Below are 12,098 nucleotides of genomic sequence, written 5' to 3'. Positions count from 1 at the left end.
CTACGCTGTTGCCTGCCATGAATGCTCCTGCCCATACCGAATCTTTGCGCCGACCTGTTCCCGCTGCCTGTCTGGATGCTCTGCGCGAGCGGTTTGCGGATCGTCTCTCTGTGGCCGAGGCTGTGCGCGAGCATCACGGCCGCGACGAGTCGCCGTATCCGCCCATGCTGCCGGATGCGGTGGTTTTTGCGCAAAGCACCGAAGAGGTCGCTGCGGTCGCGCGGTTGTGCAACGAACACCGCGTGCCGCTGATTCCCTACGGTGCAGGGTCATCGATCGAAGGGCATTTGCTGGCGATCCAGGGCGGTATCAGTATTGACCTGTCGCAGATGAACCAGTTGCTGGCGGTCAACGCAGAAGACCTGACCGCGACGGTGCAGGCGGGCGTGACACGCAAGCAACTGAACGAAGAGATCCGCGATACCGGTTTGTTTTTCCCCATTGATCCGGGCGCCGATGCCAGTCTGGGCGGCATGGCGGCTACGCGAGCCTCGGGCACCAATGCGGTGCGTTACGGCACCATGCGCGAAAACGTGGTGTCGTTGACGGTGGTGACGGCCGACGGCCGTATCGTTCGTACCGCGAGCCGCGCCCGCAAATCGTCGGCAGGCTACGACCTGACGCGTATCTTTGTTGGCAGCGAAGGCACGCTGGGCATCATTACGGAAGTCACGGTGCGCTTGTATCCGCAGCCCGAGGCGGTGTCCGCAGCTATCTGCAATTTCCCGTCGTTGAACGACGCGGTGCAAAGCGTGATCGAAATCATCCAGATGGGTGTGCCGGTGGCGCGCGTCGAGTTCATGGACGAGGCCGCCGTGCGCTCGGTCAATCTGCACAGCAAGCTGACGCTGCGCGAGACACCATTGCTGGTGTTCGAGTTCCACGGCAGCCCGGCTGGCGTGCAAGAGCAAGCCGAGATCGTGCAGGGTATTACGGCCGATCATGGCGGCATGGATTTCGAATGGGCCGAGCGTCCCGAGGATCGCAGCCGCTTGTGGGCGGCACGGCATGCTGCCTATTTTGCCGGCCTGCAACTGCGGCCGGGATGCCGGGCGAGCACGACCGATGTGTGCGTGCCTATTTCCCGTCTGGCCGATTGCGTGCGAGAGACGGTTGAGGAACTGGATCGCGCCAGCTTTCCCTACACGATCGTCGGCCACGTCGGAGACGGTAATTTTCACGTGCTGATGTTGTTGGATCCCGACAATGAGGCCCAGTGGCGCGAATCGGAAACGATTAATCACAATTTGGTCCGGCGTGCGATCGCTGCCGATGGCACATGCACCGGCGAGCACGGGATTGGTCTGCACAAGATGCAATTCATGGCAGAAGAGCACGGCGAAGACGCGCTGGCGCTGATGCGTAGCCTGAAACACGCCTTCGATCCCAATAACATCCTCAATCCCGGCAAAATCATCAACTGGTAAACCGCGGGGGCCGCAGCTTGTAAAGCTGCCGGCTGGGACAAGGATGATGTGGCGGATGCGGGTAAATCCGCTCTGCCACGATTGATAGCGACACGCTATTGTGTACAGATGAACTCATTGGTTGAGCCCAATTTGCGTCACACCGAGCAATCGTTTTCTGCGAGTCCGGTTCTGGACGCGCTGCACAGTGTATTGCCCACGCATTGCATCCTGCATCGCGAGGAGGACACGCGTCCTTACGAATGCGATGGCTTGTCTCTCTATCGAGCATTGCCGCCTATTGTGGTGTTGCCCGAGACCGAGGAGCAGGTCATTGCCGTCATGCGAGTCTGCAAACGGTTGAGTGTTCCTATCGTGGCCCGCGGCGCAGGCACAGGTCTATCCGGCGGCGCCATGCCGCACGCACAAGGCGTGCTGCTGGGCCTGGCGAAATTCAACCGCATTCGGCGAGTGGATCCCGTCAGCGCCACGGCGGTGGTTGAGCCTGGTGTACGCAACCTGGCGATTTCCGAGGCTGCGGCGCCTCATGGTCTGTATTACGCACCAGATCCGTCCAGCCAGATCGCCTGTTCCATCGGCGGCAATGTGGCGGAGAACTCCGGGGGCGTGCATTGCCTGAAGTACGGTCTCACGGTTCACAATGTATTGCGAGTGCGCGTGGTGACCGTGGATGGAGAGGTAGTCGAGTTGGGATCCGAGGCGCCGGATGCACCGGGTCTGGATCTGCTGGCCTTGTTCATCGGTTCCGAGGGCATGCTGGGTGTGGTGACCGAAATCACCGTCAAGCTCATCCCAAAGCCCGCATGTGCTCAGGTCGTCATGGCCAGTTTTTCCAGTGTCGAGGCCGCAGGACAGGCGGTGACCGATGTGATTGCGGCCGGCATCATTCCTGCAGGCCTGGAAATGATGGACCGCCGAGCCGTGCAAATGGTCGAGCCTTTTGTGAACGCCGGCTATGACGTGACGGCACAGGCCATTCTGCTGTGCGAGTCCGACGGCACAATCGAAGAGGTTGCGCACGAGATCGAGCACATGGAGGCTATTTTTGGCCAGGCCGGTGCGACGCGTTTGCAAGTCTCGCGCGATGAGGCCGAGCGCTTGTTGTTCTGGGCCGGACGCAAGAATGCCTTTCCTGCAGCAGGGCGTATTTCGCCTGACTACTATTGCATGGATGGCACCATCCCTCGCCGTCATCTGGCGCGTGTGCTGGGCGCGATCGAGCAAATGGAAGACGAGTTTGAGCTGCGTTGCGCGAATGTCTTTCATGCGGGCGACGGCAATCTGCATCCGCTGATTTTGTTCGATTCAAACAAGCCCGACGAGGTCGAGCGGGCAGAAAAATTTGGCGCGGCAATTCTCGAATTGTGCGTGCAAGTAGGAGGCACCCTGACTGGGGAACACGGGGTGGGTATGGAGAAGATAAATCAAATGTGCGTGCAATTTTCGCGTGATGAGCTGGAGGCATTTCTGGCTGTCAAGCGGGCGTTTGATCCGCCCGGTCTGTTAAATCCTGAAAAAGTCATTCCGACCCTGGCACGCTGCGCCGAATACGGCAAGATGCATGTACACGGCGGAGAGCTGCGATTTCCCGATCTCTCGCGCTTTTAGGTCCGGCGCGTATGGAATTCGTTCTGTCGGAGCTGTGTGATCAGGTCATGACGGCGCACGCCGGTCACAAGCCGTTATTTGTCTGTGGCGGCGGCAGCAAATCGTTTTACGGCAATCACCGCCCAGTGACGCCGCAAGACGGGCATTGCCTGTTGGACATGACCGCCTATAACGGCATCATCAATTATCAGCCGTCTGAGCTCGTCGTGACGGTGCGCGCCGGCACGCCTCTGGCCATGCTCGAGGCCGAACTGGCCGAACACGGCCAAATGCTGGCGTTCGAGCCGCCCCATTTCAGCCCCACGGCCACGGTCGGCGGATGCGTGGCGGCCGGCTTGGCTGGCCCGCGCCGCATGACGGCGGGCAGCGTGCGCGACTTTGTGTTGGGCGCGCGCCTGCTGGATTCGCAAGGCCGTCTCCTGTCATTCGGCGGAGAGGTCATGAAAAACGTGGCAGGCTATGACGTATCGCGCCTGCTTGCGGGATCGTTGGGCATCTTTGGAGCGATCGTAGATGTTTCTCTCAAGGTCCTGCCCAAACCGTTCGAAGAGTGCAGCTTGCGATTCGAGGCGACGCAGCAAGAGGCGCTGACGTACTTTGCGCAATGGCGCAGTCAACCATTGGCGATCTCGGCGACGAGCTGGAGTCCGGCTGATGGCTACGACGCTGGCACTGCACAGGCGGATCATGGTGCCGAGGCGGCCATTGGTGCTGACGCTGCGGATATGGCCAACGCTGCCCGCACCGCCAACACCGCAGGCTATGTCACCGTGCGGCTGTCAGGGGCGCCGCCTGCCATCCGTGCCGCCAAGGCAAGCATAGGCGGTGATGAGTTGGACGCTGAGCAAGCCCATCTGTGGTGGACGTCGTTACGCGAACAGGTGCATCCTTTTTTCAAATCAGATCGACCTCTGTGGCGCGTCGCGCTGCCTCCGACCACACCGGCCCAGGACTTTGGCGTGCCGACATTGGTAGAGTGGGGCGGCGGCCAGCGTTGGCTGAGCGGCAATCTCGATGCGCAGGCCGTGCGGGCGAGGGCGGAGCAATTAGGCGGGCATGCCACCTTGTTCCGTTCTGCCGGGAGCGCGATTCCGGCCGATGGGGTCTTTCATCCTCTATCGTCCGGTGTTGCTGCCATCACACGGCGATTGAAACAAGAGCTGGATCCTGCGGGATTATTCAATCCCGGCCGACTGGTGTTGGAGCTATAGCGCAGCATGCAGACCAATTTAGCTTCGTGGGTGCGAGATACGAATGAGGGCCGAGAGGCCGACGCCATTCTGCGTCGTTGCGTGCACTGCGGATTTTGCACGGCGACGTGTCCGACCTATCAGGTGCTGGGCGACGAGCTCGACAGCCCGCGCGGTCGCATCTATTTGATCAAGCAGGTTCTGGAGGGCGCGGAGCCCACGCAGGCCACGCAACAGCATCTGGACCGATGCCTGACATGCCGCAACTGCGAAACCACGTGTCCGTCGGGTGTGCAGTATGGGCATCTGATCGATATCGGCCGCCACTTGGTAGATCAGAAGGTCAGCCGGTCTTGGTCTGACCGTATGCGCCGCCTGTTGTTGCGTAAAGGCATTAATTCGTCGTTGTTCGGCCCTGCGATGCGTCTGGGGCAGGCGCTGCGTCATGTGTTGCCGGATACGCTCAAGCGCAAGGTTCCGGCGCGTCGTGATCCAGGGCAGTTGCCATCGGTGGCACAGCACACACGCCAGGTGCTGATGCTGACCGGCTGTGTGCAGCCTTCCATGATGCCGACTATCGACGCAGCGACGATCCGAGTGCTCGATGCGATAGGCATTGGTGCACGGCTGGCACCCGGCGCGGGATGCTGTGGCGCCGTGAATTTTCACCTCGATGCGCAGGCAGACGCGCTGGATCAGATGCGCGCCAACATCGATGCCTGGTGGCCTCTGATCGACGCAGGCAACGTTGAGGCGATTGTGATGAATGCGTCTGGCTGCGGGGCGATGGTGAAGGAGTACGCGCACCATTTACGCCATGATGCTAATTACGCTAGTCGTGCGGAACGCATTGTGTCTTTAGTCAAGGACGTCGCGGAAATCGTTGCGCCGCATGCTGAGTTGCTGCGTGCGCGGCTGGCGCCGGGTGGGCGTGCGGCGTTTCATCCTCCATGTACCTTGCAGCATTGGCAAGGGTTGCGCCCGTTGAGCGAAAGGCTGCTTCGTGATTTGGGCTTTGAGTTGCAGCCGTTTGCGGATACGCATCTGTGCTGCGGGTCGGCAGGAGCGTATTCGGTGTTGAATCCGGAGATGGCGTTGACGTTGCGGGATCGCAAGCTTGCGGCGATTTCACAGACTGAGCCGTCGGTGATTGTTTCGTCGAATATTGGGTGTGTGTCGCATTTGCAGAGCGGGACGGATGTGCCGGTGCGGCATTGGATTGAAGTGGTGGATGAGAGGTTGATGGCGCGCGGGTGAACCCGTCTTTGCGTGTAGGGCATGGTGGCATGCGTAATGCTCGGTTCTAAAAGCGCCGCGTGTTGGCGGGCAAATGCCATGCCGGCCCTATCGCCCGGTCTGGCCGCCTGCGCGGCCAGACTCCCCTTCACCTGCCTCGCCAGGCGGGGCGGCTGGGCAAACTCGCTCCGCTGCGCTGCGCTCAGACATGCCCAGCCGACTGCCCCCCGCCTGACAAGGCAGGTTCGGCGGGCTCTACGGGCCGGCATGGCATTTGCCCACCAACACGCGGCTCACGTTGTCTCCAGGCTACGGATTCATAGAGACGTCCAGGCAAGTCAACAACTATCAGGCCTCAAAGCTCATCTCCTCGATACTCGACGTAGCTACATTTCTTGGCGCCCAAAGCCCTTAATGTGGACGGGGGAATTGAACCCCCGGCATCGAGTAAATCCGTGGGTCCGGGGAAGACGCGATAAAATCCCGCCATCATGTCTTTAACTCCCCATTCTCCCACCGGCAAAGGCCGCGTCGTCGTCGGCATGTCCGGCGGCGTTGACTCTTCGGTAACCGCCTGGCTGCTCAAGCAGCAGGGTTACGAGGTCATCGGCCTGTTCATGAAAAACTGGGAAGACGACGACGATTCTGAGTACTGCTCGACCCGCCAGGATCTGCTGGACGCAGCCAGTGTGGCCGACTTGGTCGGCGTGGATTTCGAATACGTCAATTTCGCTGCCGAATACAAAGACCGCGTTTTTGCCGAATTTTTGCGCGAGTACTCCGCAGGGCGTACGCCGAATCCCGACGTCTTGTGTAACGCCGAGATCAAATTCAAAGCGTTCCTCGATCATGCCATGACGCTGGGCGCCGACCACATCGCGACCGGGCATTACGCGCGCGTGCGTGCCGTCGAGGGTCAGAACGGTACCGAATACCAGTTGCTAAAGGCGCTGGATGGCAGCAAGGACCAAAGCTATTTCCTGCATCGCCTGAATCAGGCACAACTGTCGCGCACCCTGTTTCCGTTGGGCGAGGTCCATAAAACCGAGGTTCGCCGCATTGCACACGAAATCGGTTTGCACAATGCAGCCAAGAAAGATTCCACCGGTATCTGTTTTATCGGCGAACGGCCGTTCCGCGAGTTTTTGAATCGCTATTTGCCGACGGAGCCGGGCGATATCCTGACGCCAGAGGGCAAGCGAGTCGGGCGACATCACGGCCTGTCGTTTTATACCCTGGGCCAGCGTAAAGGCCTGGGCGTAGGCGGCGTCAAGGGCAGTCAACGCGACGACGGTACGGCAGACGCCTGGTATGTCGCCCGCAAGGATCTGGCACGCAATGTGTTGTACGTCGTCCAAGGGCATGATCACCCTTGGCTCTTGTCAGACCGTCTGCAGGCGCTGGACGCCAGCTGGATAGCTGGTCGACCGCCTGAGGCAAAGGATTACGGCGCCAAAACGCGCTATCGGCAGCCTGATGCGGCCAGTCGTGTGGTGTCGGCGGACTTGAGCGCGTTCGAGTTGTCATTCAGCCAACCCCAATGGGCCGTGACGCCCGGGCAATCGGCCGTGTTGTATGACGGGGATGTGTGCCTGGGTGGAGGGATCATCGCGTCATCAGAGACGTAATGTCGTAGCGGGGGCGTGCTGCGCGCGCCCGATTGCGTGATGCGAGGATCGTTCGATGCGTTTCCTCGGGTAATACCGCGATGCGCTTCAAGCGCATCAAGATGATTTGAGCCGCCGTCCGGAGGGGATGGCGTTATTACCTGAGTCACGGCATGTGCCGCGATGGTCTCAGGGATGTTGTTAACGAAGAGGAGGTCGAAGTGGATGTCAATGTCGTGCTAGTGGTGTGCTTGCTGGCGTTGGGAGCGGTTGCCGGATTCGCAGCAGGGTTGCTGGGTATCGGCGGTGGAATGTTGCTGGTGCCGTTCCTGACGATGTTGTTTGCCTGGAATGGCATGCAACCAGACTTGATCGTGCATGCTGCGATTGCCACGTCGATGACTTCGATTCTGTTCACTTCGCTATCGAGTGTGCGGGCGCATCAGCGCAAGGGCACCATCCAGTGGAAGATCGTCCTCGCCATGGCGCCCGGCATCATTGCGGGCGGCCTGTTGTCGGGCGGCGCTGCATTTGCCGCGATCAGTACCGCCTGGTTGTCTCTGTTTTTCGCCTTGTTTGTGAGTTACTCGGGCTGGAACATGCTGCGTAACTCCAAGCCCAAACCATCTCGCCAGATGCCGGGCATCGTCGGTACGTCCGCCGCGGGGGTCGGCATCGGCTTCATCTCCGGTCTGGTGGGGGCAGGGGGCGGCTTTCTGTCCGTGCCCTTCATGGTGTGGTGTAACGTCGCTCTGCATGCGGCGGTATCGACGTCGGCTGCCTTGGGCTTTCCGATTGCGCTGGCCAATAGCGCGGGCTATATCATCTCGGGCCTGGGCCAGAGCATCTCGCAGCCGGGCATGCTGGGTTATATCTATTGGCCCGGTCTGCTGGCACTGGTAGCCACCAGCGTGTTGACCGCGCCGGCGGGCGCGCGCATGGCGCATCGGTTGCCGGTCAGCACGTTGAAGCGGGTTTTTGCCTGCCTGCTGTTTGCGTTAGCGGCCTATATGCTGTTCAAGGCTGTCCAGGCGTTCAGTCACTGAGCTACGAGCGGTACGCGGGCTGTTTTTCACCGGACGGCCCTGCGCAGAGCATTGTGTTTCAGGAAAGGGCCGCCCACACCGTGCAGTGTCGAGAGCCCGCTCCAAAAAAACGCCCCGCAGACCGGACTCGAAATCCGGCCAGCGGGGCGTTTTTTTGCCGCCGGGCCGCCCCAAGGCAAAAAGCGCCCCCTTTGGGGGGGGCAGCAAGCCGAAGGCGCAGCGTGGGGGGGGCTTTTTTTGACCTTGTTCAGGCTGCCGGAGGCGGCGGGACGCTGTCGATAAATGATTGGCGTGCCGAGAGCTTTTCGTAATGGCGTGCCAGGTTGGCATGGCTCTCGCGCCAGTTCAGATGCGAAAAACGCAAGTCCAGATAGCCCAATGCGCAGCCGACGGCGATGTCCGCCAGGCTGTAATTGATGCCCATGCAGTGAGCCTGCTCGCCCAGACTCTCGTCCATGGCATGCAGGGCGGCGTCGATTTTGCCGTATTGGCGTTCGATCCAGTCCGCGCTGCGCAGTGCCTCGGGGCGCTGGTTTTCGCGGACGATCAGGATGCCGGCGTCCAACAGCCCGTCGGCGATGGCCTCCCAGCATTTCACCGCCGCGCGGTCGCGGCCCGACTGCGGGATCAGCCGTGCGACTGGCGAGAGCGTGTCCAGGTACTCGACGATGACGCGCGAATCAAACAGCGCACCGCCGTCTTCCATGACGAGACAGGGCACTTTGCCTAGCGGGTTGTAGGTTTGGATTTGCGTGTCGGGTGACCAGACATTTTCGAGTTCGAGCTGGTAATCCAGCTTTTTCTCGGCCATGACGACTCGCACTTTGCGAACGTAGGGGCTAGTGAGTGAACCGATCAGTTTCATAGGGGCCACAGGCGAAGTCGGAAAGCGGGCGAAGTATAGCAGGGCGAGCCCCGCAAAAATGCAAAGTTGGCCCTACGTGACGTTTTTACCGCATGATGCTCCTATCCTGGATGATAAAATCACAGGTTGCCTACTTCTTTTTTCATCCCTTCACGCCATGCAGATCGCCGACCAAATCAGTCACCTCAATGCTCTTTCGCCGCTAGATGGCCGCTATGCCTCGCGCGGGGATGCGCTGCGGGGTTTGTTGTCCGAAGCCGGCTTCATGGCGCACCGCGTCGAGGTCGAGGTGGCCTGGCTGGTGGCGTTGTCGGATGCCGGTCTGCCCGAGCTGCCGAGCTTTTCGCAGGGCGCACGGGCGCGCCTGGCCCAGTTGGTCAGCGACTTTTCCGAGGCTGATGCCGCTCGTATCAAAGACATCGAGCGCACCACGAACCATGATGTAAAAGCGGTCGAATATTGGCTGAAAGAAAAGGTCGCTGGCGATGAAGAACTGGCCCGGGCCGCCGAGTTCATTCACTTTGCCTGCACCTCCGAGGATATCAACAACACGTCCCACGCCCTGATGTTGACGCGCGCTCGCGCCGAGGTCGTGGTGCCGCGTTTGCGCCAGATCGCGGATACGCTGGGCGACATGGCTCGCCAGTACGCCGACCAGCCTCTGCTGTCGCGTACCCACGGCCAGCCTGCCAGCCCCACCACGCTGGGCAAGGAATTCGCCAACGTCGCTGCGCGCCTGCAGCGCGCCATCGTGGCGATCGAGGCGGTCGAACCGCTGGCCAAGCTCAACGGCGCCACCGGCAACTACAACGCCCATTTGTCGGCTTATCCTGAAATCGACTGGCCCGCGTTCAGCGCGCGCGTGCTCGGCGGGCTGGGGCTGACACAAAACCGTCACACCATTCAAATCGAGCCGCACGACTGGATGGCTGCCTTGTTTGATGCCGTGGCTCGTGCCAACGTCATCATTCTCGACCTGGACCGCGATATCTGGGGTTATGTGGCGCTCGGCTATTTCAAGCAGCGCCTCAAGGAAGGCGAGGTCGGTTCGTCCACCATGCCGCACAAGGTCAACCCCATCGATTTCGAGAATTCCGAGGGCAACCTCGGCCTGGCCAACGCCGTGCTGCGCCACCTGTCGGAAAAACTGCCCGTGTCGCGTTGGCAGCGTGATCTGACCGACTCGACCGTGCTGCGCAACCTCGGTGTGGGTTTGGGTTACAGCCTGGTCGCGTGGGATTCCTGCCTGCGTGGCCTGGGCAAGCTCGAGGTCAACGCAGCGGCCATCGATGCCGACATCGACGCCTGCTGGGAAGTCCTGGCCGAGCCCGTGCAGACCGTCATGCGCCGCTATGGCCTGCCGCAGCCCTACGAGCAACTCAAGGCCCTGACCCGCGGCAAAGGCATTACCGAAGCCGCCTTGCGCGAATTCGTCAGCGGTCTGGCATTGCCGGAAGAGCCCAAGGCGCGTCTGTTGGCCATGACGCCGCGCTCCTACATCGGGCTGGCCGCGGGTCTCGCACGAGAGGTATAGTCGTGTGTGCCGGCTTGTCCGGCACCTCGTCGCACCTATCGGGAGATCCCCCTATGAAGCAATTCCCCTTGCTGGCCGCTGCGGCCTGTACGATCGCTGTGTCTCTGTGGTCCGCGCCTGCGCAGGCACAGTTTGCCAAGCCGGCTGACGCTATCAAATACCGCCAGGCCGCTTTGACGCTGATGGCCTCGCATTTCGGCCGCATGCAGCCAGTGATCAAGGGACAGGCCCCCTATGATGCCGAGCAGATCAAGGCCAATGTGAAATTGCTCAATACCCTGGCCGAACTGCCTTGGGCGGGTTTCGGACCGGGTACCGAGGGCGGCGAGGCGCGCCCCGAGGTCTGGAGCGATGCCGCAGGCTTTCAGCAAAAACGCGATGCACTGAAAGAAAATCTGGCCAAGCTGCAGGTGGCTGCCGACTCCGGTGATCTGGACAAGGTCCGCGCCGCGTTTGGCGGCGTAGGCTCCAGCTGTAAATCCTGCCACGATAGCTATCGCGAAAAGAAATAAGCGCGAAGCAATCCGCCGGCAAACCCACCCAAGGCATCAGGCCGGGGTGGGTTTTTTCATGCCGTCACCAAGAGGCCGTAATCGTCGGCGGTCCTTGATGTGTGGGGAAATGCGGCAATACGTCTTCGGCCAGTTCCTGAATCACCTCAGCCGCTGGCCGCTGCGCGAACTGTATCCCCAGTGCGGCATGGTTGACACCTGCCGCCTGCCATTCCTCCAGCAAGGTGATCAGGCCATGACGCCCGGTGCGCAGAACGTAGCCGCCTTGCAGCGGCGTGCGCGGATGGTCGGGGTCATCCACCAAATCCACCCATTCGTTCGTCATGTGCGGACGAAAGCCGCCATCGGGAATGAGGTCGCGCCAGGCACGTATTTTTTGGGCCAGGCGCTGCGGACCCGTGGGCGTATTCGTGGCATCAGGATACGTCAGCCAGCCATCGGCGTGCTCGGCGATCCAGGGCAGCGATTGGCCTGACGAGCCGGTGACGATCAGCGGGATCGAACCGGTAGTGGGCTGCGGCAGAAATTCCGCATTCTCAAAACGGCCCAGCGGCGAGTCTATCGCCAGCCGGCCGGCCTGCATGAGTCGGCGGAAGTAGGCGACTGCCTGCGCAAACCGCTCACCGCGCTCCCCGTGTTGCAGTCCATAGGCAGGGAACTCAATGGGCCGGTCGCCCGAGGCGATCCCCAGCACCAGGCGGCCGCCCGATAGCTGGTCGATGGTGGCCGATGCCTTGGCCAGGTCAATCGGATGGCGCAGCGAAAAAATGGCGCTACCCGTTGCCAGTGCCACGTTCTTCGTTCGTGCGGCGAGAAAGGCCAGATAGGTGAAGGGGTCGAAAACCTGCCCGGCATCGCCAAACCTGGGATCGAACAGCGGCACGTCACGCACCCACACGGCGGCGAAGCCGTGGCGGTCGATAATTTCCACCAACTCTGTCTGCCCGTTCAGGACGCGCATGTCACCCTCATAGAAGCGCAGTGGCAGAAAGAGGCCGATAGTCAGGCGGTCGGGTGCGAACATGCGCCGGTAGCCGGGATGGGAGTGAAACGCTGTAGACGGCGTGTTTTTG

10 protein-coding genes are annotated in these 12,098 nt (G+C 61.1%); 8 read left to right on the top strand and 2 right to left on the bottom strand.

Annotation, left to right across the window (positions count from 1 at the left end):
- Positions 1–17 precede the first annotated feature (17 nt).
- The 6 genes from CAL20_RS14410 to CAL20_RS14385 all read left to right on the top strand — a co-directional run bounded on the left by CAL20_RS14410 (position 18) and on the right by CAL20_RS14385 (position 8,114).
- Complete coding sequence (locus tag CAL20_RS14410; RefSeq protein WP_094821806.1) at positions 18–1,427, top strand: FAD-binding oxidoreductase; 1,410 nt, start codon at positions 18–20, stop codon at positions 1,425–1,427.
- A 108-nt stretch (positions 1,428–1,535) separates the two neighbouring features.
- Positions 1,536–3,035, top strand: coding sequence for an FAD-linked oxidase C-terminal domain-containing protein (locus tag CAL20_RS14405; protein ID WP_094821805.1), 1,500 nt, complete (start codon positions 1,536–1,538; stop codon positions 3,033–3,035).
- Between the two features lie 11 nt (positions 3,036–3,046).
- Positions 3,047–4,246: a glycolate oxidase subunit GlcE gene (gene glcE, locus CAL20_RS14400; RefSeq protein WP_094821804.1), complete on the top strand. Its 1,200-nt coding sequence runs from the start codon at positions 3,047–3,049 to the stop codon at positions 4,244–4,246.
- 6 nt (positions 4,247–4,252) lie between these two features.
- Entirely contained in the window at positions 4,253–5,482 is a 1,230-nt protein-coding gene (glcF, locus tag CAL20_RS14395; RefSeq protein ID WP_094821803.1) for a glycolate oxidase subunit GlcF, read from the top strand.
- Positions 5,483–5,952: 470 nt separating this feature from the next.
- Positions 5,953–7,089, top strand: coding sequence for a tRNA 2-thiouridine(34) synthase MnmA (gene mnmA / locus CAL20_RS14390; RefSeq protein ID WP_094821802.1), 1,137 nt, complete (start codon positions 5,953–5,955; stop codon positions 7,087–7,089).
- Positions 7,090–7,289: 200 nt separating this feature from the next.
- Positions 7,290–8,114 (top strand): sulfite exporter TauE/SafE family protein, encoded by an 825-nt coding sequence (locus CAL20_RS14385; protein WP_254924097.1) that lies wholly within the window; start codon positions 7,290–7,292, stop codon positions 8,112–8,114.
- Between the two features lie 247 nt (positions 8,115–8,361).
- Here CAL20_RS14385 and CAL20_RS14380 read toward each other — a convergent pair whose 3' ends face one another.
- Positions 8,362–8,979: a glutathione S-transferase N-terminal domain-containing protein gene (locus CAL20_RS14380; RefSeq protein WP_094821800.1), complete on the bottom strand. Its 618-nt coding sequence runs from the start codon at positions 8,977–8,979 to the stop codon at positions 8,362–8,364.
- 157 nt (positions 8,980–9,136) lie between these two features.
- Between CAL20_RS14380 and purB the strand changes: the two genes are divergently transcribed.
- Together purB and CAL20_RS14370 are read left to right on the top strand one after the other, a co-directional pair.
- A complete protein-coding gene (gene purB / locus CAL20_RS14375) occupies positions 9,137–10,513 on the top strand; it encodes an adenylosuccinate lyase (protein WP_094822117.1) in 1,377 nt (458 codons plus the stop codon).
- 53 nt (positions 10,514–10,566) lie between these two features.
- Complete coding sequence (locus CAL20_RS14370) at positions 10,567–11,025, top strand: c-type cytochrome (RefSeq protein ID WP_094838177.1); 459 nt, start codon at positions 10,567–10,569, stop codon at positions 11,023–11,025.
- Between the two features lie 64 nt (positions 11,026–11,089).
- Here CAL20_RS14370 and CAL20_RS14365 read toward each other — a convergent pair whose 3' ends face one another.
- Complete coding sequence (locus tag CAL20_RS14365; protein ID WP_256981555.1) at positions 11,090–12,049, bottom strand: LLM class oxidoreductase; 960 nt, start codon at positions 12,047–12,049, stop codon at positions 11,090–11,092.
- Between the last annotated feature and the right edge of the window lie 49 nt (positions 12,050–12,098).

Source organism: Bordetella genomosp. 4, assembly GCF_002261185.1.
GTDB lineage: Bacteria > Pseudomonadota > Gammaproteobacteria > Burkholderiales > Burkholderiaceae_B > Bordetella_A.
This window is presented reverse-complemented; position numbering and strand designations above follow the sequence as displayed.

Coding starts and splice junctions, on each gene's coding strand:
- CAL20_RS14410 (WP_094821806.1), top strand. CDS start 18: ATGAATGCTCCTGCCCATACCGAATCTTTGCGCCGACCTGTTCCCGCT.
- CAL20_RS14405 (WP_094821805.1), top strand. CDS start 1,536: ATGAACTCATTGGTTGAGCCCAATTTGCGTCACACCGAGCAATCGTTT.
- glcE (WP_094821804.1), top strand. CDS start 3,047: ATGGAATTCGTTCTGTCGGAGCTGTGTGATCAGGTCATGACGGCGCAC.
- glcF (WP_094821803.1), top strand. CDS start 4,253: ATGCAGACCAATTTAGCTTCGTGGGTGCGAGATACGAATGAGGGCCGA.
- mnmA (WP_094821802.1), top strand. CDS start 5,953: ATGTCTTTAACTCCCCATTCTCCCACCGGCAAAGGCCGCGTCGTCGTC.
- CAL20_RS14380 (WP_094821800.1), bottom strand. CDS start 8,979: ATGAAACTGATCGGTTCACTCACTAGCCCCTACGTTCGCAAAGTGCGA.
- purB (WP_094822117.1), top strand. CDS start 9,137: ATGCAGATCGCCGACCAAATCAGTCACCTCAATGCTCTTTCGCCGCTA.
- CAL20_RS14370 (WP_094838177.1), top strand. CDS start 10,567: ATGAAGCAATTCCCCTTGCTGGCCGCTGCGGCCTGTACGATCGCTGTG.
- CAL20_RS14365 (WP_256981555.1), bottom strand. CDS start 12,049: ATGTTCGCACCCGACCGCCTGACTATCGGCCTCTTTCTGCCACTGCGC.